This window comes from Pseudomonas fulva (genome assembly GCF_023517795.1).
GTDB lineage: Bacteria > Pseudomonadota > Gammaproteobacteria > Pseudomonadales > Pseudomonadaceae > Aquipseudomonas > Aquipseudomonas fulva_D.
The window spans coordinates 1,985,020-2,006,159 of sequence record NZ_CP082928.1 but is presented as its reverse complement, the minus strand read 5'-3'; the positions used below and the strand labels follow the sequence as shown (position 1 = coordinate 2,006,159).

Sequence of the window (21,140 nt, the reverse complement as noted above, 5' to 3'; positions counted from 1 at the left end):
GAAGGTCAGTGTTTGGGTTGCTGCGCGGCGATGAAGCTCACCAGCTGGCGGGCGATCTTGCCCTTGCTGGTCTGCGCGAAGCTGGTCTGCTGCAGCCCGCGATCGATGATGGTGATCGCGTTGTCCTCGCTGTTGAAACCGATGCTCGGGTTGGCCACGTCGTTGGCGACGATCAGGTCGAGGTTCTTGTCCTTGAGCTTGCGCGAGGCGTATTCGAGCAAATTCTCGGTCTCGGCGGCGAAGCCGACGCTGAACGGCCGGTCGTCACGGTGCGCCAGGGTGGCGAGGATGTCCGGGTTGCGCACCATCTGCAACAGCAGACCATCACCGCTGTTGGGGTCTTTCTTCAATTTGTGCTGGGCGACAACTTCCGGGCGGTAGTCGGCCACGGCGGCGGCGGCGATGAGGATGTCGCAGGGCATCGCCGCTTCGCAGGCGGCGAGCATGTCGCGGGCGCTGACCACGTCGATGCGATTGACCCGATCCGGTGTGGCCAGGTGCACCGGGCCGCTGATCAGGGTGACCTTGGCGCCGGCTTCCACGGCCGCTTCGGCGAGGGCGAAGCCCATCTTGCCGGAGCTGTGGTTGGTGATGTAACGCACCGGGTCGATGTTTTCCTGGGTCGGGCCGGCGGTGATCAGCACGTGCTTGCCGCTCAGTGCCCGGTGTTCGAAGCAGTCGGCGGCCAGCTGCGCCAGGTCATCGGCTTCGAGCATGCGGCCCAGGCCGACGTCGCCACAGGCCTGGCTGCCGGAGGCCGGGCCGAACAGTTTCAGGCCGCGGCTGCGCAGCAGCTCGACGTTGGCCAGGGTCGCCGGGTCGCGCCACATCGCCTGGTTCATCGCCGGCGCCAGGGCCACCGGGGCATCGGTGGCCAGCACCAGGGTGGTCAGCAGGTCATCGGCCACGCCCTGGGCCAGGCGCGCCATCAGGTCGGCGGTGGCCGGGGCGATCAGCACCAGGTCGGCCCAGCGTGCCAGCTCGATATGGCCCATGGCGGCTTCGGCCGCCGGGTCGAGCAGGTCCAGATGCACCGGGTGGCCGGACAGCGCCTGCAGGGTCAGCGGGGTGATGAATTCGCGACCACCCTGGGTCATGACCACGCGCACTTCGGCACCCTGATCCTTGAGGCGGCGGACCAGCTCGGCGCTCTTGTACGCCGCGATGCCGCCACCCACGCCGAGGATGATGCGTTTGCGATACAGCCGCTGCATAACTCCGCCTTTGTCGTGTGTAGTTACAGACGCAGATGCCCGAGACCTCCCCAGGCCCGGCGCTCTGCGAAAAACCGGGCTACGATAGCACAGCGGCAGCAGGGGAGCAGCGGCACGCCGGGCGAGCGCAACGGCGGTGGGAATTGGCTGGGCAGGGCATGTCTGATGAGCATTCGTGAGTGGCCCGCGGCAGAGCGCCCGCGGGAAAAGCTGCTGGCCCAGGGGGCGGCCAGCCTGACCGACGCCGAGCTGCTGGCGATCTTCCTGCGTACCGGCGTGGCCGGGCAGAGTGCGGTGGACCTGGCGCGCCACCTGCTCGCCGATTTCGGCAGCCTGCGCGCCCTGTTGCAGGCCGACCTGCCGTCCTTCAGCCAACACCTGGGGCTCGGCCCGGCCAAGTTCGCCCAGCTGCAGGCGGTACTGGAAATGGGCCGTCGCCACCTGGCCGAGCAACTGCGCCGCGACTCGGCCCTGGAAAGCCCCCAGGCGGTGCGTGACTACCTCAAGGCACAACTGCGCCACGAGCCCCACGAGGTGTTCGCTTGCCTGTTTCTCGATGCCAAGCACCGCGTGCTGGCCTTCGAGGCGCTGTTCCACGGCTCCATCGACAGCGCCAGCGTCTACCCGCGGCAGGTGGTCAAGCGCGCCCTGGCCCATAACGCTGCGGCGCTGATTCTCACCCACAACCATCCATCGGGCGTCGCCGAGCCGAGCCAGGCCGACAAGGTGCTGACCCAGCGCCTGAAGGAGGCGCTGGCGCTGGTCGAAGTGCGCATCCTCGATCATTTCATCGTCGGTGACGGCGAGCCGCTGTCGATGGTCGAGCATGGCTGGATGTAGACGGCAGCTCGGAAGCCGTCAGCGGGCTTGCAGCAATTCGCCGACTTCCAGCAGCACCAGTTCGTTGTCGTCAGCCCTGTTCGGTTCGCGGCTGCTGGAGAACGGCAGGTTGTTGTCGTTGCCGACCACGATATGGCGCTCATCGACGATGTCGACGTTCTCGATGGTGAAGAACGGAAAGGTCAGCACGCCACCGTTCAGCGGCTTGCGGGCGATACCGTGCGGGTCCTGGATGGCGAGCAGATCGATGTAACCGACCTTGCGCACGGCCTGGCCGACGTTGCTGTCGTCGAAGGCGACCTTGTAGACGCGCTTGAAGCGGGCGATATCCGAGAAGCAGGTGGTGCCCTTTTCGCCCGGCGGGCAGGCCTTGTCCGCCGTGCCTTCGCCGTTGTCGCGCTCGATCACCAGGCCGCTCGCCACATCGATCATGTTGAAGTCGCCGATGGCGTGGCCGGGTTGCTCCAGCGGGTAGAACCAGTGGCGCCCCGTCCAGGCTTCGCTGGCAACGTCGAACTCGAGCACCCGCAGCACGTTCTTGCCGTCGCGCTGCTCGGCACCCTGGCTGGCCGCCTCCCACAGCGGGCCTTCCAGTAGCGCATAGAGCTTGCTGCCGTCCTTGGCGGCGGCCATGCCTTCCAGGCCCTTGGAGCGGCGCACCTGGAAGTTCATCGCGTCGGCTGGCCAGGCTGGGGTGGTGACGGCGGGATTGTCGGGCGAGCGCACCGGCTTGCCGTCGGCCTCGACGTCGAACACCGCCTGCACGCGGCCCTGCAGATCGGTCTTGATCAGGTAGGGGCCGAATTCGTCGCCGATCCAGATGGAGTCGCCGATCAGCTGGAAGCTTTCCGGGTCGAAATCCGCGCCGCTCAGGTAGCGCGCCGGCGTGCCCTCGTGAACGATGCGAAACGGCACCTTCTTGTCGGGGTCGCTGAGAAACACCGTGGCCAAGCGTTTGAACTCGCCGCGCTTGAAGTCGATGGCGTAATGGCTGAGGTGGAGCATGGCATCGGCGGAGTTGGCCTGGGTGCCGAAGCCGTTGTCGGTGAGCACCCAGAAACTGCCGTCCGGCATGTGCTTGATGCCGGAGTGGCCCTGCAGCGGCTGGCCGTGGAAAGGCAGCGACATACCGGTAGGACGGTTGGCCGACAGGCCTTGCACGCTGCCGACCTGCTCGTTGCGCTGGCCGTTGGAGAATTTGCCGCTGATGGCAAAATCCGCCGGCGCATCGGCGGGCGGCTGAATGAAGCTCGCCGCCGGCATCACTGCATGGCCGGCCAGTGTGGCGGGATAGGCGGTGACGCTGTCCTGGGCGATGGCGAACGAGGCCCAGCAGGCCGTACCGGCGAGAAGGGTGTGAAGACGAAGAGTGCGACGCATGCCGGATGATTCCCTGCGGTTGAAAAGCCAACAGGGTGCGGCAGCCGTATGTCATGCCGGTGACAGCCACCGGCATGCTTTATCGACAGCGGACTGCCCTGCGCCAGGGAGGGGCAGCCCGCAGCGGTCACGGCACGCTGACCCGGGAGAAATCCTGCCGGCCGAAGGGGCTCACGCTGTAGCCCTCGACGCCCTTGCGGGTCAGTGCGTAGGCGGTCGGGTGGGCCAGCGGCAGCCACAGCGCCTGTTGCTGGATGATCGCCTGGGCGTCCTGATACAGCGCGCTGCGCTTGGCCTGGTCGCTGACGGCCTTGCCGTCGGCGATCAGCTTGTCGAGCTTGGCATCGCAGAAACGCGCGAAGTTCAGCCCGGACTCCACCGAGGCGCAGGAAAATTGTGGGGTCAGGAAGTTGTCCGGGTCGCCGTTGTCGCCGGCCCAGCCCATGAACAGCAGGTCATGCTCACCGGCCTTGGCGCGGCGGATCAGCTCGCCCCACTCGATCACCCGGATCTGCGCCTTGATGCCGACCTCGGCCAGGTCGGCCTGCAGCAGCTGTGCACCGAGGCTGGGGTTGGGGTTGAGCAGGCTGCCCGAGGGGCGCGTCCAGATGGTGGTGCTGAAACCATCGGCCAGCCCGGCCTCCTTGAGCAGCTCGCGGGCCTTCTGCGGGTCATGGGCGTAGCCCGGCAGGTCGCTGGCGTAGCTCCAGGTGTTGGGCGGATAGGGGCCGTCGGCCGGCTCGGCGCTGTTTTCGAACACGGCCTTGAGGTAGCTGCGCTTGTCGAACGCCAGGTTGATCGCCTGGCGCACGGCGGGTTTGTCCAGCGGCGGGTGCTGGCTGTTGAGGGCCACGAAGGCGGTCATGAAGGCGGCGGTCTTCACGGTGCCGAGGCCCGCATCCTGGCTCGCCGCTTCGACGTCGACCGGTTTGGGCGACAGGGCGATCTGGCATTCGCCGCGGCGCAGGCGCTGCAGGCGCACATTGGCATCCGGGGTGATGGCGAAGACCAGGTTGTCGACCTCTGGCTTGCCAGCGAAGTAGTCGGCGTTGGCCGTGTAGCGCACCGCGGCATCCTTCTGGAAGCGCCGGAACACGAAGGGGCCGGTACCGATCGGCTGGCTGTTGAGCTTTTCCGGCGTGCCGGCCTTGAGCAGCTGGTCGGCGTACTCGGCGGAATAGATGGAGGCGAAGCCCATGCTCAGGGTGGCGAGAAAGGTCGCGTCCGGTTTGTTCAGGGTGACACGCACGGTATGGGCGTCGACCTTCTCCACCGCCTTGATCAGCGCGGGCCACTGCATGGACTGGGCATGGGGATAGCCACTGGTGGCCGTCTTGTGCCAGGGGTGGTTGGCATCGAGCATGCGCTGGAAGCTGAACAGCACGTCATCGGCTTCCAGCGTCGGGCGGCTGGGCTTGAAGTAGTCGGTGCGGTGGAACAAGACGTCAGGGCGCAGGGTGAAGGTATAGGTCAGGCCGTCGTCGGAGATCGTCCAGCTGCTGGCCAGGCTGGGCACCAGCTTGCCGTTGGCGGCGTCGAATTCGACCAGGCGGTTCATCAGCACGTCGGCCGAGGCGTTGGTGGTGGTCAGGGAGTTGTACTGCACCACATCGAAACCATCGGGGCTGGCTTCGGTACAGACGCTCAGGGTCGCGGCCTGGGCGAACAGCGGGGCGACGAGCAGCGGCAACAGGGCAAGGCGCATGGTGATCTCCTGAACGAAACGGCGCGCATCCGGCGGGCCGCTGGTGACAAGGCTGAGGGGGAGAGAGGGTCGCGTTAACGCGTGGACAGACCCTAAACGATAAGATGCAGGCTAACAACGCAATACGGCGACGAGCGGTCGTTCGCGCCCATGCCCGCCGCCTGGGGCTCAGCGCCCGAACGGCCGGTATTTTTAAGTGCGTTCGCGCTTGTTGCTGTGGGGGCTTTCTGGTATAAAGCAGCGCTCTTTTCTAGGGGCCCGGTTGCTTGATCGCGATCTATCACCGGTAAGACCCTGAAGAAACGCGGCGCCCAGCGCCGAAAAACAGAGATTAAGCGGCCAACCCATGCCGGGTTGGGCATGTGGTTTTAGAGGGCTGAGGTATGTCGAGAGTCTGTCAAGTTACCGGTAAGGGTCCGGTAACCGGGAATAACATTTCCCACGCGAACAACAAAACCCGTCGTCGTTTCCTGCCGAACCTGCAGCATCACCGCTTCTGGGTCGAGTCTGAAAACCGCTTCGTCCGTCTGCGTCTGTCCACCAAAGGCATGCGCATCATCGACAAGCGTGGTATTGACGTAGTGCTGGCCGAGCTTCGTGCTCGCGGCGAAAAGGTTTAAGGAGACTGTCATGCGTGAACTGATCCGTTTGGTGTCCAGCGCCGGTACCGGCCACTTCTACACCACCGACAAGAACAAGCGCACCACTCCGGACAAGATCGAGATCAAGAAATACGATCCGGTCGTCCGCAAGCACGTTGCGTACAAGGAAGCCAAGATCAAGTAATTGATCGGCTGACTCGAAAAGCCCGCCCCATGGCGGGCTTTTTCATGCCCGCGATTTGCGGCGCCGCTGATCGTTCAGGGCGCCGGTCGCAGTGTCAGCGTGCTGCGCGTGTTGGCAGTTACGTCGTCGGCACTCAGGTGTTGCGGCACGTACTCGCCGTTTATGAAGCGCTGGGCCTGGTCGCTGTAGTGGCGGTCGAACGGCACGCCGCTCTGGCCCAGCGGGTTGATGCCCAGGCTGTGGTCGGCATCGGCCAGGTCGATCAGCCGGCGCGTCGAGGGCCCGTAGCCCACCGACCAGGGCGCGGCGCCAATGCGGTGCGACAGGTTGTTGGGCGTCTCGTGGCCACCCGGCGCTGGCAGCGGGCCGACGTTGAGCAGCGCATCCAGGGGCCGCTGCACGCCCAACGGGTGCTGGTGGGTGAGGGTGTGGGCCTGGCCCCAGCGCCATTGCGCCGGGTCGTCGCCCAGGGTAGCGCGCAGGTGCTGCAGGGTGGCGCGCCAGGCCTCGGCCACCGCTTCGGCGCGGCTGAGTGGCCTGCCATCGGCGCGCGCCCACCAGGGCGAGTTCGCATCGGCGCTCAGGCGCGGCAGTGCGCTGTCGATCATCCGGGTCGACAGCAATTGCTCGAAGGCCTCGGCGCCCAGGCGTGGCGCCAGGGTGGCGCGGCCCAGTTCATAGGTGAGCTGGTTGAACAGGGTCGCCGGCAGCGATTGCAGCGGGTGATCGCCGCTCCAGGTCGCCAGCGATTCGACCAGTTGCCGCTCCTGCTCGTCTGCTGCTGCGGCACGCAGATCATCGAGAATCGGCGCCAGCAGCTTGGGGCCGTAGGCGGTGGCGGTTTCCAGCTGCAGGGCCTGACTGTTGTGCAGGTCCCAGCGCACGTCCGGGTCAGCCAGGTGCTGATTGAGGCGTTGGCCGCGCTCCGGCGGGTTGTAGTAGCCGGGAATCTCGATGCCGCTGGCCGGCAGCGGCTGGAAGTTGGCCGAGACGATGTAGCCGCGGGTTGGGTTCTCTTCCTGCGGGTTGGCGCTGAAGGGATGGAAGCCCGGTTTGTCGGCAGCGCTCGTGCCGCCATCGAGGATAAACGCGGGATTCACCCCGACCGGGCGTATCGGCAGCCTGGCCGCGGCCCACCAGGCGATGTCGCCGCGGGCGTTGGCCCACACCAGGTTGAGGCCCGGTGCATGGATGCGCTCGGCGGCGGCGCGGCCCTTTTCCAGGGTGTCGGCACGGTTCAGGCGGTAAAAGGCCTCGAGCAGCGGGTTCTCGCTTTCCAGAAAGGTCCACCACATGGCGATGGGCGTGGTGCCGGCGCTGTCACCCAGGGCATCGTTGATGATCGGACCGTGGGGCGAGCGGCGCAGCTGCAGGGTCACCGGTGCGCCGTCCTTGACCCGGATGACCTCCTCGCGCTGCTGCAGATCGACCCAGCCGCCCTGATACCAGACCTGCTCGGGGTTGTCCGGGTTGCTGCGTTCGGCGATCAGGTCCATGTCGTCGTTCTGGAACATGGTCAGGGTCCAGGCGAAATCCCGGTTGTGACCGAGAAAGGCCACCGGGGTCGCTGGCTGGTGATGGCCGTAGAGTTCGAAGCCCGGCGACTTGAGGTGCGCCTCGTACCACACCGAGGGCGCCGAGAAGCGGATGTGCGGATCGCCGGCCAGCAGTGGCTTGCCGCTGGCGGTGCGGGCACCGGCCACCGCCCAGGCATTGCTGCCCTCGAACTGCGGCAGCCCGCTGTCGGCCAGGGCCTGATCGCTCAGGGCGGCGATCCGGTCGAGCAGCCGCCAGTCGTCGTTGCCGAGTGCTGTGCCGAGCACGCCGTCGGGGTGCCAGTCGATATCGAAGATCGCCAGGTAGTCGCTGCCCAGTTCATCGCGAATGCGCGTCAGCAGGGGCTCGCTGCGCAGCGCCGCGGCGAAGCTGTAGGCCAGGTAGCCGGCGATGGACAGGGTATCCGCGGCGCTGAACGGGCGTTTCTCGATGCCCAGCAGGTCGAATTCCAGGGGTGCCGGTCGGCTGTCCTGATACTGGTTGATGCCATCGAGGTAGGCGGCCAGCGCCTTGCCGTGGGGGCTGTCGGGGTCCAGTTCGCGGGCCTGCTGGTCGGCCCGGTCGCGGATCTGCAGGGTGCGAAACAGGCGGTCGGTGGGTAGCAGCCTGGCGCCAAGCACTTCGGCCAGCTCTCCGCGGGCCAGGCGGCGCAGCATCTCCATCTGGAACAGGCGATCCTGGGCCTGCACGAAGCCCAGGGCGCGGTACAGGTCGGCTTCGCTCTGCGCCTCGATATGCGGCACGCCGCGTTCGTCGTAGCGCACCTGCACCGGCGCGTCGAGGCGTTGCAGGGCCAGCTCGCCGTCGCGCACCGGTTGCTTGCCATGCAGGTACCAGGCGCCACCGCCAGCGGCCGTCAGCAGCACGGCCGCCAGGATGATGAGGAAGCGTTTCATGCTGCCGTCCTTGTCTCACGCGGGCCGCCATGCTGCGGGCAATCCGCGCCGACTGCAAGGCGACCGGCTCAGGACGTGACGTGGCCGCTGACCTGCAGCGGCCGGTGCGTGACCCGGCTAGTAAGGCCGGTTACGGTCGTCGTGTTCATCTGCCCAAGCGCAGAAACAACCGCTCGCCAGGTTGTTGTCCGCCAGCACCTTGCGTCCGTCGAGCAGCGCATCGAGCACGGGCTCGACGAAGCTGTTGCCGGAGGTGCAGGTCATGCCGCTGCCGTAGGGGCCGAAATAGGCCAGCCGGCCGTGCTGATCCCAGATCGCCACGGCCGGGCTGGCGGGTAGCCGCTCACTGCCGGCCAGCCCGGCGAGTGAGCGCAGTGCCCGCAAGGTATCCGGCAGTCGCCCCCGGCTGCCGGGCTTCTGCACGGCATAGAACTGCACGCCCCGCCCGCCGTAGCGCGCCAGCAATTCGCCGAGGTGCTGCTGGTTGCCGACGTTGCAGGGGCAGGCCGGGTCCCAGAAGTGCACCAGGCGAACCTCACCCGGCCCAGCGAGCTGAGCCGGCAGGCGCAGTTGGCTGCCGGCAAACAGCGCGCTACGTTCATCGAGGGGGCGCAGATAACGCGCCTCGAACCACCAGAAGGCGGCGATCATGGCGGCCAGCCAGGTGATGGCGACAAGGCAGGCGAGGGGCGTGATGCGGCGGGAACGGGCCATGCCTGAAGCTTCCGTAGGCGATTCGGTGGCTTGCCATGGCGAGCCTGGCAGCAGAAGATCGTCACTGTACCGGCTGCCCACCCCGGTGATGCTGCCGTGAATCAATCAGAGTCGATGCTGCCGATGCCCGAGATCTTCCAACCCGAACCGCTGGTCGCCAGCCTGCGTCCGCTGGCCAGCGCTGCGCCGCTGTCGGCGGCGGAGCTGGCCTATCGGCAGTTCTATGGCTTCCTGCCGCGCGAGGCGGTCGAGAGCCGGCTCGGCTGGTTCGAGGTGGACGACTACCGCATCGCCGCCCAGTTGTGGAAACCCGTTGCGCCCCGCGCCACCCTGTTGCTGCTGCACGGCTATTACGACCACAGCGGTCTGTACCGGCATGTGATCGACTGGGCGCTGGAGGCCGGATTCGCGGTGCTCGCCGTGGACTTGCCGGGCCACGGCCTGTCCAGCGGCCCGCGGGCCAGCATCAAGGATTTCGCCGAATACCAGGCCGTGCTGCGCGCCGCCTTGCAGCAGGCTGACGTGCTGGGCCTGCCGGCGCCCTGGCACCTGTGCGGGCAGAGTACCGGCGGGGCGATCCTGATCGACTACCTGCTCAACGACCAGCCGTTGGCCGAGGTCGGCGAAACCATTCTGCTGGCCCCCCTGGTGCGGCCACGGCGCTGGAACTGGTCGCAGCTCAGCTACCGCCTGTTGCACCGTTTCGTGCAGGAGATTCCGCGACGCTTCAGCGAGAACTCCAGCGATCCGGAGTTTCTCGATTTCCTGCGCAACCGCGATCCCTTGCAGCCCAGGGTGGTGCCGACCGTCTGGGTCGGCGCGCTGAGCCAGTGGGTGCCGCGTATCGAACAGGCACCGCGCAGCACACGCAGCCCGCTCATCGTGCAGGGCGAGGCGGACATGACGGTGGACTGGCGGCACAACCTGGCGGTGCTCGAGAACAAGTTCAGCGCGCCGCGTATCCTGCGGCTACCCGAGGCGCGCCACCACCTGGCCAACGAGGTGGCGCCGCTGCGCCAGCGCTATTTCGATTATCTGGGCGAGCAGCTGGGCCGCGCCTACTGACCCACCGCCAGGCCGGCGCGGATTGCCGCCAGGGCCGCCTTGTAGTAGGCCGCGCCTTCGCTGGACTGGGCGAAGGTGACGAACTCTTCCAGCTCCGGATCGGACAGGTTGCGGTAGACGTGCAGCAGGGTGTTGTCCAGGTCCTTGTCGATCTGCGCCATCAGCCGTTGGCGCTGGCCGTCGAGCAGCCCTTGTGCAGTGCCGCCGCCGAGCAGGCCGGGAATCATCTGGCTGAGGCTGTCGGCCGCCACGCCGGCCAGGGCCAGGCTGATCTCCGCGCCCGCTTCACTGGCCGGCAGGGCCTGGGCCAGGTGGCGGATCAGCAGGCGGCGAGTGGCATCGGCTTCGCTGACCGGCAGGCCGTCGGCGTACTTGGCCAATTGGTCCGGGCGGGTGGCGAGCAGTTCGGCGCTGACGATCTTGCGGCCCAGGGGCGATTCGAAGAAGCGCAGGGCCGGCGCCGGGTCGGGGAGGCCTGCGCGCAGGCTGCTCTCGGCGCGCTCGTCCATGGCGCGGGCGGCGAAGCGTCGGTTGCTGTTGTCGACCAGCGCCTGGTACACCGCTGGCGGCAGGCTCTTGCTGTAACGCGCCTGGGCGGCGCTCAGTGCATCGCTGAAATGCGCACGCTGCTGCGGCCAGCCGGCTTTTTCATACAGCTCGGCATGGGTGTCGGCCATGGCCGGCAGGCTCAGGAGCAACAGCAAGAAACAACACAACGCGCGCATACGAACTCCTGTCTGGGGCGGCTATTTTCGGCAGCCAAGTGGAGCTTGTCGAGGTGTACGCGACACAGGGTAGAATCGCGCCATGACCACAGACATTTCCGATTCGCTGCTGAGCCGCATCATCGATGACCTTGCCGAATTCGGATGGTCGTTGCAAACCCAATTCGCCCCTGCTTCTCTGACCCGGGAACTGGCGGATGAGTGCCGCCAGCGCATCGCCCAGGGCACCCTGGCGCCGGCCGGTACCGGCCGTGGCCACGCGGTGGCGGTGCACGAAGGCACCCGCAGCGACCATATCCAGTGGCTCGAGGCCGGGCAGTCGCCGGCCTGCGACGGTTACCTGCAACTGCTCGACGAGCTGCGCGTGGCCATCAACCAGAGCCTCTACCTGGGGCTGGTGGACTACGAAAGCCACTTCGCGTTCTATCCGCCGGGCGGCTTCTACCTCAAGCACCTGGATCGCTTCCGCGACGATGACCGTCGGGCGGTGTCGGCCGTGCTCTACCTCAATGACTGCTGGCAGGCCGAGGAGGGCGGCCAGCTGCGCCTGTACCTGGCGGACGGCCAGGTGCGTGACGTGCTGCCCGAGGCCGGCACGCTGGTGGTGTTCCTGTCTGCCGACGTGCCGCACGAAGTGCTGCCGGCCACCCGCGATCGCCTGTCGCTGACCGGCTGGTTCCGCCGCCGCGGCGACGGGGGGTTCTGACGCCAGCTCGCAGGCATGAAAAAGGAAGGCCGAAGCCTCCCTTTGTCGTCACTGCGCTGTGCTTAGAACAGCACGCGGCTGCGGATGGTGCCGTTGACCTGCTGCAGCTTCTCCAGCGCCAGGTCCGAGTAGTCGGCATCGACGTCGATGACCACGTAGCCGACCTTGTCGTTGGTCTGCAGGTACTGGCCGGAGATGTTGATGCCGTTGTCGGCGAACACCTTGTTGATCTCGCTCATCACGCCCGGCACGTTGGCGTGGATGTGCAGCAGACGGTGCTTGCCCGGGTGCGCCGGCAGGGCCACTTCCGGGAAGTTGACCGAGGACACCGAGGTACCGTTGTCGCTGTACTTGACAAGCTTCTCGGCCACTTCCAGGCCGATGTTGGCCTGGGCCTCGGCGGTGGAGCCGCCGATGTGCGGGGTCAGGATCACGCGATCCAGGCCGCGCAGCGGGCTTTCGAAGACGTCGTCGTTGGATTTGGGCTCGACCGGGAACACGTCGATGGCCGCGCCGATCAGGTGCTCGTCCTTGATCGCCTGGGCCAGGTGGTCGAGCTCGACCACGGTGCCGCGTGCGGCGTTGATCAGGATGCCGCCCTTCTTCATGGCGCGGATTTCCGCTTCGCCGATCATCCACTGGGTGGACGGCAGCTCCGGTACGTGCAGGGAAACGATGTCGCACAGGCCGAGCAGGTCATGCAGCTTGCCGATCTGCTGGGCGTTGCCCAGCGGCAGCTTGGTCACGGTGTCGTAGAAGAAGACCTGCATGCCGAGGGCTTCGGCGAGTACCGACAGCTGGGTGCCGATCGAGCCGTAGCCGACGATGCCCAGCTTCTTGCCGCGGATTTCGAAAGAGTTGGCCGCCGACTTGATCCAGCCGCCGCGGTGGCAGGAAGCGTTCTTCTCGGGAATGCCGCGCAGCAACAGGATGGCCTGGGCGAGCACCAGCTCGGCCACCGAGCGGGTGTTGGAATACGGCGCGTTGAACACGGCGATACCGCGCTCGCGAGCGGCGTCCAGGTCGACCTGGTTGGTGCCGATGCAGAAGCAGCCGACGGCGACCAGCTTCTTGGCGCAGTCGAAGATCTCTTCGGTCAGTTGGGTGCGCGAACGGATGCCGATGAAGTGCGCGTCGGCGATCTTGGCCTTCAGCTCCTCGCCGGAGAGCGCGGTCTTGAGGTACTCGATGTTGGTGTAGCCGGACGCCTTCAGGGTGTCCACGGCATTTTGGTGGACGCCTTCGAGAAGAAGGAACTTGATCTTGCTCTTGTCGAGAGAGGTCGTGCTCATCGGAGTACCTGTTGCCCCACTAATTTAAGTGTCAGGAGAAGGATCGGCGCGCTCGCCAATCGGGCCGGCAAGTCGCTGTGCAGCGCGATTTGCGGGGGGCATATGCTAGCATGGCTTCCCTTTTCCTTGCTCGGTTGCGACCTGAACGGTTCTCAGGGCGACCATGAAAGTTTCGAGAGTTGCTATGACCGATCCCATGCCGATTGACGAACTCAGAACGCTGGTCGAGCCCGGCAAGGTGCTCACCGACGCCGCGTCCCTGGAAACCTACGGCAAGGACTGGACCCGGCAATACGCGCCTGCGCCCAGCGCTATCGTGTTTCCCAAGACGATCGAGCAGGTGCAGGCCATCGTGCGCTGGGCCAACGCCCACAGGATCGCCCTGGTGCCCTCGGGCGGCCGTACCGGGCTGTCGGCGGCGGCAGTCGCCACCCATGGCGAGGTGGTGGTGTCGTTCGACTACATGAACCAGATCCTCGAGTTCGACGCCGCCAACCGCACCGTGGTCTGCCAGCCGGGCGTGGTCACCGGCGTGCTGCAGCAGTTCGCCGAGGACAAGGGCCTGTACTACCCGGTGGATTTCGCCTCCAGCGGCTCCAGCCAGATCGGCGGCAACATCGGCACCAATGCCGGCGGCATCAAGGTGATCCGCTACGGCCTGACCCGTAACTGGGTGGCGGGGCTGAAGGTGGTCACCGGCACCGGCGAATTGCTCGAGCTGAACAAGGACCTGATCAAGAACGCCACCGGCTACGACCTGCGCCAGCTGTTCATCGGCGCCGAGGGCACCCTGGGCTTCGTGGTCGAGGCGACCATGCGCCTGGACCGTGCGCCGCGCAACCTCACCGCCATGGTGCTGGGTACCCCTGATTTCGACTCGATCATGCCGGTGCTGCACGCCTTCCAGGGCAAGCTCGACCTCACCGCCTTCGAGTTCTTTTCCGACAAGGGCCTGGCGCGCATCATGGCCCGTGGTGACGTGCCGTCGCCATTCGATACTCGTTGCCCGTTCTATGCCCTGCTGGAGTTCGAGGCCAGCAGCGAGGACGTGGCCAGCGAGGCCCTGAGCACCTTCGAGCACTGCATCGAGCAGGGCTGGGTGCTGGACGGGGTGATGAGCCAGAGCCAGACCCAGCTGAAGAACCTCTGGAAGCTGCGCGAGTACCTGTCCGAAACCATATCCCACCACACGCCCTACAAGAACGACATTTCCGTCACCGTCTCGCAGGTGCCGGCATTCCTGCGCGATATCGACGCCATCGTCACCGAGCACTATCCCGATTACGAAGTGGTCTGGTACGGGCATATCGGCGACGGTAACCTGCACCTGAACATCCTCAAGCCCGAGCACATGGACAAGGAGGCCTTCTTCGCCTCGTGCGCGCGGGTCAACAAATGGGTATTCGAGACCGTCCAGCGCTACAACGGCTCGATCTCCGCCGAGCACGGCGTGGGCATGGTCAAGCGCGATTACCTGGAATACAGCCGCTCGCCGGCGGAAATCGCCTACATGCAGGCGGTCAAGGCGGTATTCGACCCCAACGGCATCATGAACCCGGGCAAGATCTTCGCCTGAACGTGCATAACAACAGGAGCGACCATGAGCTACCAGCACCAGTACATCGATGGCACCCGTATCCATTTCCCGCTGGGCAAGGTGGTGTGCGTCGGCCGTAACTACGCCGAACACGCCAAGGAACTCAACAACCCGCTACCGACCGAGCCGATGCTGTTCATCAAGCCCGGCAGTTGCGTGGTGCCCCTCGAAGGCGGCTTCAGCATCCCGCAAGACCGGGGCTCGGTGCACTACGAAGTGGAAATCGCCGTGCTGATCGGCAAGCCGCTGTCGCGCAAGCCGGGCGAGGAGGAAGTGCTCGATGCCATCTCCGGCTTCGCCCCGGCCCTGGACCTGACCCTGCGTGACCTGCAGAGCAAGCTTAAGGACAAGGGCCACCCGTGGGAGCCGGCCAAGTCGTTCGACGGCGCCTGCGTGCTGGCGCCTTTCGTACCGGGTGACGCGATCAGCGACCTGACCGACATCGGCATCCGCCTGACCATCAACGGCGAAGTGCGCCAGGACGGCAGCAGCGCCGACATGATCTTCCCGATCGTGCCGGTGATTCAGGAAATGGCCGGCCACTTCAACCTGCAACCCGGCGACGTGATCCTTACCGGCACGCCCGCTGGCGTCGGCCCGCTGAACAAGGGCGACGAGCTGGTGCTGGATCTGGTCGGACACTCGAGCTTTGCCAGCCGGGTAATCTGACAGGCGTAGTGCCCAATCCATGGGCTGCTGAAAGGCAGAAGCGGCCGTTCGCTACGTAGGGTGGATGACGCTCTTTTCATCCACCATTGCAATCGCAGAGCGGTGGACGGGTGAAGCGTCGTCCACCCTACGATCGGCCGCTTGCGCCACACGGCGGTCATCGGCCCTGAAACCGGCCTCCTGCCAATTAAGCTTCGCTTAAGCCCGCTTTAAGCCTCGGTTCAGCTAGGCGCCTTAACCTGACCCCGTCATCTACAGATAGAGGGTCATCCCCATGAAAGCTCCCGTACTCGCACTGCTGCTCGCTCCGCTGTTCTCCACCGCCGCCCTGGCTGCCGGCTATACCGGCCCGGGTCAGGTCGCCCAGGTCACCACGGTCGAACAGGCGCTGAAGGCCGGCGACGATACCCCGGTGGTGCTGCAAGGCCAGATCGTCAAGCGCCTGCAGGACGAGCTCTACGAGTTCAAGGACGCCACCGGCACCATCCATGTCGAGATCGACGACGAAGACTGGCCGCCGCAAGCCATCTCCGAGAAAGCCACCGTCAAGCTGACCGGTGAAGTCGACAAGGACCTGACCAGCCGTGAGATCGACGTCGATATCGTCGAACTGGTGAAATAAGCCCTAGGGCCTGTTAGCACTTCCGCGCAAGCCGCGTTGCCGCGTAAAGTCTCGCCAGGCTAGGCGGAGGACGCAGGGAATGGTTGTTCCCTTGCCAAGTCCTCCAACAACGCATGGCGAGATTTTTCGCGCAACCCGAAGGGCCGGGCCCGTTTTGCTGCGATGCTGCGTTTCTCGCCGGCTCATTTAGCCCGCTAAACTTCGCGGCTCGTGCCTTGCCTCGCGGCAAAACGGGCTCCGGCGCGGTCGTGCGGAAATGTTAACAGGCCCTGGGCTGTTAGCTTCCCGTCACCGCACTGAATGGCCGCCTCTCGACCTATCGAGGGGCGGCGTCGTCATTTCTGTCGTTGCATATGTGAGTCGTCATGGGCCGTCTGATTTCGATCAAGGGATTACTGCTGTTGTTGGGGCTTGCCCTGTTGGCTGCGCTGATCGCCGTTGGTGTGCAATTCCGCCTGTTCGAACGGGCCTGGTTCAACGTCAGCCAGCCGGCCGAAGCGCCCGCGCATTCGCTGTGGCTGAGCGACTACCGGGTGGTGATCGAGGCGCAGCGCATCGAAGGACTGGAAGACGACGTGTCGGCGCTGACCTACGATCCGGACCGTAAAAGCCTGTTCACCGTCACCAACCAGCATCCCAAGCTGATCGAGCTGTCGCTGGATGGCAAGGTGCTGCGGCAGATCGAGCTGGTCGGCTTCGGCGACCCGGAGGCTGTCGAGTATGTGGCGCCCGGGCGTTTCGTCATCGCCGACGAGCGCGCGCAGCGGCTGGTCAAGGTGCGCATCGATGATGACACCACCGCCATCGATGCCGCCGAGGGGCAGCAGATGTCGCTGGGCCTGGAGATGGGCACCAAGAACAAGGGCTTCGAGGGTCTGGCCTATGACCTGAAGGGCCAGCGGCTGTTCGTGGCCAAGGAGCGCGACCCCATGCGCATCTACGAGGTGCAGGGTTTCCCCAACCTCGATCCGGCAGCGCCGAACCCCGTGCAGATTCGCGACGACCGCAAGCGCGACGCCGGCATCTTCGTCCGTGATCTCTCCAGCCTCCACTACGACAGCCTGACCGGCCACCTGCTGGCACTGTCGGATGAGTCGCGCCTGGTCGTCGAACTGGATGAAGCCGGCAAGCCGCTCAGCAGCCTGTCGCTGCTGCAAGGGCAGCAGGGCCTGAAGAAATCGGTGCCGCAGGCCGAGGGCATCACCATGGATGATCAGGGCGTGCTGTACATGACCAGCGAGCCCAACCTCTTCTATGTGTTCAGCAAGGCCGATTAGTCGGCTGCCGCGCTGGTGAAGCGAGGCGAGGGCTGTTAGCGTCGCGGTCGGGTGGGCGCTCCAGGCTGAGCGACCCTGTTTATTTCTCCATGAGTGAGCGGGTATGCGTCGTCTGATTTCCCTCAAGGCCCTGGTGCTGCTGCTGATACTGGTCGCGGCATTGCTGCTGGCCATCTGGGGCCAGGAGTTCCGGGTATTCGAGCGGGCCTGGTTCAATGTGCGACAGCCCGCCGAGGCGCCGGCCAACACGCTGTGGCTCGATGGCTATCGGGTGAGCCGTGAGGCCAAGGTGATCGAAGGGCTTGTCGACGATGTGTCGGCGCTGGCCTACGATCCGGTGCGCAAAACGCTGTTTACCGTCACCAACCAGAATACCCGGTTGATCGAGCTGTCGCTCGACGGCAAGGTGCTGCGCGAGATCCGTCTGGTCGGCTTCGGCGATCCGGAAGCCGTGGAGTACGTCGCCCCTGGCGTCCTGGTGATCGCCGATGAACGCCCGCAGCGCCTGGTGGAGGTTCGCATCGACGACGCCACCACCCAGGTCGATGCTGCCGACGGCCAGCAGCTGTCGCTGGGCCTGGAAATGGAGGCCAAGAACAAGGGCTTCGAGGGCCTGGCCTATGACCTGGCGGGCAAGCGCCTGTTCATTGCCAAGGAGCGTGATCCGCTGCGTATCTACGAGGTGCACGGCTTCCCGCATCTCGATCCGCACAGCCCCTCGGCGATCCGCATCATCGATGACCGTGAGCGCGATGCCGGCCTGTTCGTCCGTGATCTGTCCAGCCTGCAATACGATGCCCGTACCGGTCACCTGCTGGCGCTGTCCGATGATTCGCGGCTGCTGGTGGAAATGGATACCAAGGGCGAACCGGTCAGTAGTCTGTCGCTGGTCGGCGGCCAGCAGGGGCTCGAGGCGTCCGTGCCCCAGGCCGAAGGTATCGCCATGGACGAGCAGGGCGTGATCTACATGATCAGCGAACCCAACCTGTTCTACACCTTCGAAAAAAAGGCCGGGTGATCGCTCACTCGGCCTCCTCCTGTCCAGCCCGAGCGCTTAGCGCTGCAGCGTCTTCACGCCTTCGGCGGTACCGAGCAGCAGCAGGTCGGCCGGGCGCGCGGCGAACAGGCCGTTGGTGACCACGCCGACGATGGCGTTGATGTCCGCTTCCAGCTTCACCGGGTCGCTGATGCTCATGTTGTGCACATCGAGGATCACGTTGCCGTTGTCGGTCAGCACGCCTTCGCGATACACCGGGTCGCCGCCCAGTTTGACCAGCTCGCGAGCCACGTGGCTGCGCGCCATGGGGATCACTTCCACCGGCAGCGGGAAGGCGCCGAGCACCGGTACCAGCTTGCTGCCATCGGCGATGCAGATAAAGGTGCGTGCTACCGCCGCGACGATCTTCTCGCGGGTCAGGGCCGCGCCGCCGCCCTTGATCAGGTTCAGGCGCTCGTCGCTTTCGTCGGCGCCATCGACGTAGAACTCCAGGTCGCTGACGGTATTGAGTTCATACACCGGGATGCCGTGGCCCTTGAGCCGCGCGGCGGTAGCTTCGGAGCTGGCCACGGCGCCGTCGAACTCCAGCTTGTGCTTGGCCAGGGCGTCGATGAAGCAGTTGGCCGTGGAGCCGGTGCCGACCCCGATCACGCTCTTGGCGTCGAGCTTGGGAAGGATGAAGTCGACGGCGGCCTGGGCCACGGCTTGTTTGAGCTGATCCTGGGTCATGCGGGTTCCACGAGAAGGAAGGAAACGAGGTCGCGATTATAGCCGGCAAAACCCCGGAATTCGTATGGTCGCTCGGCGGATGGTAGGGGCTGCTGTCGCTTCAGCGCGACCGCGCCGGCCCTGCCCTTGGGTTGTGGGGGGAGATTTCACTGTGCCTCGCCGCAGATCTTGGAAATCGCTGCTGTTGTGGCCCTCTGCAGCCCGGTGAAATTTTCCGCCGCAACGCGGCTGGTGCTGAAACGATGGCAGCCCCTGATGTTAGACTCGTCGATTCCCCTCGAAGCCGCCTGCGATGCCTGCCATGCTCGAACAGTACGTCAAGAAGACCCTGACCTCCCGTGTCTATGACGTTGCCGTGGAAACCCCGCTGCAACCCGCTCGCCAGCTTTCCGAACGCCTGGGCAATCAGATTCTGCTCAAGCGCGAGGATCTGCAGCCGGTGTACTCGTTCAAGATTCGTGGCGCCTACAACAAGCTGGCGCAGCTCTCGCCCGAAGAACTGGCCCGCGGCGTGGTGACCGCCTCGGCCGGCAACCACGCCCAGGGCCTGGCCCTGGCCGCCAAGCACATGGGCGTGAAGGCGACCATCGTCATGCCGCGCACCACCCCCGAGCTCAAGGTGCAGGGTGTGCGTTCGCGGGGCGGCAAGGTGGTGCTGCATGGCGATGCCTTCCCCGAGGCCCTGGCCCACTCGCTGAAGCTGGTCGAGGAAAAGGGCTACACCTATATCCATCCCTACGACGACCCCCTGGTGATCGCCGGCCAGGGCACCGTGGCGATGGAAATCCTCCGTCAGCACCAGGGGCGCCTCGATGCGGTATTCGTGCCGGTCGGCGGCGGCGGCCTGATCGCCGGTATCGCCGCCTACATCAAGTACCTGCGTCCCGAGGTGAAGGTCATTGGCGTGGAGCCGGACGACTCCAATTGCCTGCAGCAGGCCCTGGCCGCAGGGGAGCGCGTGGTGCTGCCCCAGGTCGGGCTGTTCGCCGATGGCGTGGCGGTGGCGCAGATCGGCCAGCACACCTTCGCGATCTGCAAGGATCATGTCGACGAGGTGATCACCGTCAGCACCGACGAGATCTGCGCGGCGATCAAGGACATCTACGACGATACCCGCTCGATCACCGAACCGGCCGGCGCATTGGCCGTGGCCGGAATCAAGCGTTACGTCGAACGGGAAGGGATCAGTGGCCAGGTGCTGGTCGGCATCGACTCCGGCGCCAACGTCAACTTCGACCGCCTGCGCCACGTGGCCGAGCGTGCCGAGCTGGGGGAAAAGCGCGAGGCGATCATCGCCGTCACCATCCCGGAGCGCCCGGGCAGCTTCAAGGCGTTCTGCGAGGCCATCGGCAAGCGGCAGATCACCGAATTCAACTACCGCTACCACCAGGATGGCGAGGCGCACATCTTCGTCGGCGTGCAGACCCACCCGGAGAACGACCCTCGGGCGGCCCTGGTGGAAAACCTGCGTGGCCAGGGCTTCCCGGTACTCGACCTGACCGACAACGAACTGGCCAAGCTGCATATCCGCCACACCGTGGGCGGCCATGCCGCGGCGGTGCCGGACGAGTGCGTGTTCCGCTTCGAGTTTCCCGAGCGGCCGGGCGCGCTGTTCAACTTCCTCAACAAGCTGGGCGGGCGCTGGAACATCACCCTGTTCCATTACCGCAACCATGGCGCCGCCGATGGCCGGGTGCTGGCGGCCCTGCAGGTGCCGGAAGACGAGCGCCACCTGCTGGCACCGGCGCTGGACGAGATCGGCTATCCGTACTGGGACGAGAGCGACAACCCGGCCTACAAGCTGTTTCTTGGCTAGTCGCTTCCCCTGACGCGCCGCTTCACCCGGGCTACCAAGGTGCTACCGGTGGCCCGGGTCGAGCGAGGCGATACCCGGGGCCATTCTCCATAAGAAATCGAAGGAAACCGTGATGGAGCATTATCTGCTGATCAGAGTCCTCCATGCGCTGCCCGGCATCCTGTTGCTGGCGGGCGTGCTGGCCCATGCCTTGATGCTCTGGAAAGCCTGGCGCGGCGGCGACCGGGCGGTGCTGCAACGCAAGCTGCGGCGCACCCGCACCATCAGCCTGCCGGTGTTCGCCGTGCTGGCGCTGAGCCTGCCGGTAACCGGCTGGTGGATGGTCAACCTGGCCGGCTGGCCGTTGAGCCAGCTATGGCTGCTGCTGGGCAGCGGCCTCTTCGCAGTGCTGATGATCGTCGGCCTGTTGCTGCTCGGCCGCCTGGGCGCCTGGCAGGCCCAGGCCGAGGGCCCGGTGCCCGCCAAGTCGCTGCGCCTGGTGCTGGTCTATACCGCGCTGATCATGGTGCTGCTGGTGGCGATCATGGCGGTGATGGGCGCCAAGCCCATTTAA

20 protein-coding genes are annotated in these 21,140 nt (G+C 65.7%); 12 read left to right on the top strand and 8 right to left on the bottom strand.

Translation table 11 applies throughout. The features are described from left to right. Positions 1-5: 5 nt before the first annotated feature. Complete coding sequence (gene coaBC, locus K8U54_RS09005) at positions 6-1,214, bottom strand: bifunctional phosphopantothenoylcysteine decarboxylase/phosphopantothenate--cysteine ligase CoaBC (RefSeq protein ID WP_249909805.1); 1,209 nt, start codon at positions 1,212-1,214, stop codon at positions 6-8. Positions 1,215-1,379: 165 nt separating this feature from the next. Here coaBC and radC point away from each other — a divergent pair, with 165 nt between their 5' ends. Then, a complete protein-coding gene (gene radC / locus K8U54_RS09000) occupies positions 1,380-2,054 on the top strand; it encodes a RadC family protein (RefSeq protein WP_070885004.1) in 675 nt (224 codons plus the stop codon). Positions 2,055-2,072: 18 nt separating this feature from the next. On the opposite strand, the gene K8U54_RS08995 is transcribed toward radC, so the two are convergent. Beyond that, entirely contained in the window at positions 2,073-3,434 is a 1,362-nt protein-coding gene (locus K8U54_RS08995) for an esterase-like activity of phytase family protein (RefSeq protein ID WP_249909804.1), read from the bottom strand. 127 nt (positions 3,435-3,561) lie between these two features. Continuing rightward, positions 3,562-5,139 (bottom strand): ABC transporter substrate-binding protein, encoded by a 1,578-nt coding sequence (locus tag K8U54_RS08990; protein WP_249909803.1) that lies wholly within the window; start codon positions 5,137-5,139, stop codon positions 3,562-3,564. A 383-nt stretch (positions 5,140-5,522) separates the two neighbouring features. On the opposite strand from K8U54_RS08990, the gene rpmB reads away from it, so the two are divergent. Both rpmB and rpmG read left to right on the top strand, forming a co-directional pair. Then, entirely contained in the window at positions 5,523-5,759 is a 237-nt protein-coding gene (gene rpmB, locus K8U54_RS08985) for a 50S ribosomal protein L28 (protein WP_013793374.1), read from the top strand. Between the two features lie 10 nt (positions 5,760-5,769). Next, positions 5,770-5,925 carry a 50S ribosomal protein L33 gene (gene rpmG / locus K8U54_RS08980; RefSeq protein ID WP_013793373.1) on the top strand — a complete coding sequence of 52 codons (156 nt, stop codon included), beginning with the start codon at positions 5,770-5,772 and terminating at the stop codon, positions 5,923-5,925. A 74-nt stretch (positions 5,926-5,999) separates the two neighbouring features. Here rpmG and K8U54_RS08975 read toward each other — a convergent pair whose 3' ends face one another. Both K8U54_RS08975 and K8U54_RS08970 read right to left on the bottom strand, forming a co-directional pair. Continuing rightward, positions 6,000-8,378: a penicillin acylase family protein gene (locus K8U54_RS08975; protein WP_249909802.1), complete on the bottom strand. Its 2,379-nt coding sequence runs from the start codon at positions 8,376-8,378 to the stop codon at positions 6,000-6,002. A 117-nt stretch (positions 8,379-8,495) separates the two neighbouring features. Then, complete coding sequence (locus K8U54_RS08970; protein ID WP_249909801.1) at positions 8,496-9,092, bottom strand: DUF6436 domain-containing protein; 597 nt, start codon at positions 9,090-9,092, stop codon at positions 8,496-8,498. Positions 9,093-9,215: 123 nt separating this feature from the next. Here K8U54_RS08970 and K8U54_RS08965 point away from each other — a divergent pair, with 123 nt between their 5' ends. After that, on the top strand, positions 9,216-10,157 hold the full coding sequence (locus tag K8U54_RS08965; RefSeq protein WP_249910424.1) for an alpha/beta hydrolase: 942 nt from the start codon (positions 9,216-9,218) through the stop codon (positions 10,155-10,157). Here K8U54_RS08965 and K8U54_RS08960 read toward each other — a convergent pair. Continuing rightward, positions 10,151-10,882 (bottom strand): hypothetical protein, encoded by a 732-nt coding sequence (locus K8U54_RS08960; RefSeq protein ID WP_070885010.1) that lies wholly within the window; start codon positions 10,880-10,882, stop codon positions 10,151-10,153. The two genes, K8U54_RS08965 and K8U54_RS08960, sit on opposite strands and share 7 nt — an antisense overlap. Before the next feature lie 82 nt (positions 10,883-10,964). Here K8U54_RS08960 and K8U54_RS08955 point away from each other — a divergent pair, with 82 nt between their 5' ends. Further along, the gene (locus K8U54_RS08955) at positions 10,965-11,588 is read left to right on the top strand and encodes a 2OG-Fe(II) oxygenase (RefSeq protein ID WP_249909800.1); all 624 of its coding nucleotides are present in this window, start codon (positions 10,965-10,967) and stop codon (positions 11,586-11,588) included. 62 nt (positions 11,589-11,650) lie between these two features. On the opposite strand, the gene serA is transcribed toward K8U54_RS08955, so the two are convergent. Beyond that, positions 11,651-12,880, bottom strand: a complete 1,230-nt coding sequence (gene serA, locus K8U54_RS08950) for a phosphoglycerate dehydrogenase (RefSeq protein WP_075933329.1) — start codon at positions 12,878-12,880, stop codon at positions 11,651-11,653. 184 nt (positions 12,881-13,064) lie between these two features. On the opposite strand from serA, the gene K8U54_RS08945 reads away from it, so the two are divergent. The 5 genes from K8U54_RS08945 to K8U54_RS08925 all read left to right on the top strand — a co-directional run bounded on the left by K8U54_RS08945 (position 13,065) and on the right by K8U54_RS08925 (position 18,063). After that, positions 13,065-14,456 (top strand): FAD-binding oxidoreductase, encoded by a 1,392-nt coding sequence (locus K8U54_RS08945; RefSeq protein ID WP_249909799.1) that lies wholly within the window; start codon positions 13,065-13,067, stop codon positions 14,454-14,456. A gap of 24 nt (positions 14,457-14,480) precedes the next feature. Further along, entirely contained in the window at positions 14,481-15,146 is a 666-nt protein-coding gene (locus K8U54_RS08940) for a fumarylacetoacetate hydrolase family protein (protein WP_249909798.1), read from the top strand. A gap of 274 nt (positions 15,147-15,420) precedes the next feature. Beyond that, positions 15,421-15,768: a NirD/YgiW/YdeI family stress tolerance protein gene (locus K8U54_RS08935; protein ID WP_218548973.1), complete on the top strand. Its 348-nt coding sequence runs from the start codon at positions 15,421-15,423 to the stop codon at positions 15,766-15,768. Between the two features lie 365 nt (positions 15,769-16,133). Further along, the gene (locus tag K8U54_RS08930) at positions 16,134-17,045 is read left to right on the top strand and encodes an SdiA-regulated domain-containing protein (protein WP_249909797.1); all 912 of its coding nucleotides are present in this window, start codon (positions 16,134-16,136) and stop codon (positions 17,043-17,045) included. A 103-nt stretch (positions 17,046-17,148) separates the two neighbouring features. Then, positions 17,149-18,063 (top strand): SdiA-regulated domain-containing protein, encoded by a 915-nt coding sequence (locus K8U54_RS08925; protein WP_249909796.1) that lies wholly within the window; start codon positions 17,149-17,151, stop codon positions 18,061-18,063. Between the two features lie 36 nt (positions 18,064-18,099). Here K8U54_RS08925 and rpiA read toward each other — a convergent pair whose 3' ends face one another. After that, positions 18,100-18,771 (bottom strand): ribose-5-phosphate isomerase RpiA, encoded by a 672-nt coding sequence (gene rpiA, locus K8U54_RS08920; RefSeq protein WP_249909795.1) that lies wholly within the window; start codon positions 18,769-18,771, stop codon positions 18,100-18,102. A gap of 301 nt (positions 18,772-19,072) precedes the next feature. Here rpiA and ilvA point away from each other — a divergent pair, with 301 nt between their 5' ends. Further along, positions 19,073-20,587 (top strand): threonine ammonia-lyase, biosynthetic, encoded by a 1,515-nt coding sequence (ilvA, locus tag K8U54_RS08915; protein ID WP_249909794.1) that lies wholly within the window; start codon positions 19,073-19,075, stop codon positions 20,585-20,587. 112 nt (positions 20,588-20,699) lie between these two features. Further along, a complete protein-coding gene (locus K8U54_RS08910; protein ID WP_249909793.1) occupies positions 20,700-21,140 on the top strand; it encodes a DUF2269 family protein in 441 nt (146 codons plus the stop codon).

Bases quoted from the DNA above. Each gene is read 5' to 3' on its own strand.
- K8U54_RS08925 (WP_249909796.1), top strand. From the start codon at position 17,149: ATGCGTCGTCTGATTTCCCTCAAGGCCCTGGTGCTGCTGCTGATACTG.
- coaBC (WP_249909805.1), bottom strand. From the start codon at position 1,214: ATGCAGCGGCTGTATCGCAAACGCATCATCCTCGGCGTGGGTGGCGGC.
- K8U54_RS08990 (WP_249909803.1), bottom strand. From the start codon at position 5,139: ATGCGCCTTGCCCTGTTGCCGCTGCTCGTCGCCCCGCTGTTCGCCCAG.
- K8U54_RS08975 (WP_249909802.1), bottom strand. From the start codon at position 8,378: ATGAAACGCTTCCTCATCATCCTGGCGGCCGTGCTGCTGACGGCCGCT.
- ilvA (WP_249909794.1), top strand. From the start codon at position 19,073: ATGCTCGAACAGTACGTCAAGAAGACCCTGACCTCCCGTGTCTATGAC.
- K8U54_RS08945 (WP_249909799.1), top strand. From the start codon at position 13,065: ATGACCGATCCCATGCCGATTGACGAACTCAGAACGCTGGTCGAGCCC.
- rpmB (WP_013793374.1), top strand. From the start codon at position 5,523: ATGTCGAGAGTCTGTCAAGTTACCGGTAAGGGTCCGGTAACCGGGAAT.
- K8U54_RS08955 (WP_249909800.1), top strand. From the start codon at position 10,965: ATGACCACAGACATTTCCGATTCGCTGCTGAGCCGCATCATCGATGAC.
- K8U54_RS08965 (WP_249910424.1), top strand. From the start codon at position 9,216: ATGCCCGAGATCTTCCAACCCGAACCGCTGGTCGCCAGCCTGCGTCCG.
- K8U54_RS08960 (WP_070885010.1), bottom strand. From the start codon at position 10,882: ATGCGCGCGTTGTGTTGTTTCTTGCTGTTGCTCCTGAGCCTGCCGGCC.
- rpiA (WP_249909795.1), bottom strand. From the start codon at position 18,771: ATGACCCAGGATCAGCTCAAACAAGCCGTGGCCCAGGCCGCCGTCGAC.
- K8U54_RS08995 (WP_249909804.1), bottom strand. From the start codon at position 3,434: ATGCGTCGCACTCTTCGTCTTCACACCCTTCTCGCCGGTACGGCCTGC.
- serA (WP_075933329.1), bottom strand. From the start codon at position 12,880: ATGAGCACGACCTCTCTCGACAAGAGCAAGATCAAGTTCCTTCTTCTC.
- K8U54_RS08910 (WP_249909793.1), top strand. From the start codon at position 20,700: ATGGAGCATTATCTGCTGATCAGAGTCCTCCATGCGCTGCCCGGCATC.
- K8U54_RS08935 (WP_218548973.1), top strand. From the start codon at position 15,421: ATGAAAGCTCCCGTACTCGCACTGCTGCTCGCTCCGCTGTTCTCCACC.
- K8U54_RS08930 (WP_249909797.1), top strand. From the start codon at position 16,134: ATGGGCCGTCTGATTTCGATCAAGGGATTACTGCTGTTGTTGGGGCTT.
- radC (WP_070885004.1), top strand. From the start codon at position 1,380: ATGAGCATTCGTGAGTGGCCCGCGGCAGAGCGCCCGCGGGAAAAGCTG.
- K8U54_RS08940 (WP_249909798.1), top strand. From the start codon at position 14,481: ATGAGCTACCAGCACCAGTACATCGATGGCACCCGTATCCATTTCCCG.
- rpmG (WP_013793373.1), top strand. From the start codon at position 5,770: ATGCGTGAACTGATCCGTTTGGTGTCCAGCGCCGGTACCGGCCACTTC.
- K8U54_RS08970 (WP_249909801.1), bottom strand. From the start codon at position 9,092: ATGGCCCGTTCCCGCCGCATCACGCCCCTCGCCTGCCTTGTCGCCATC.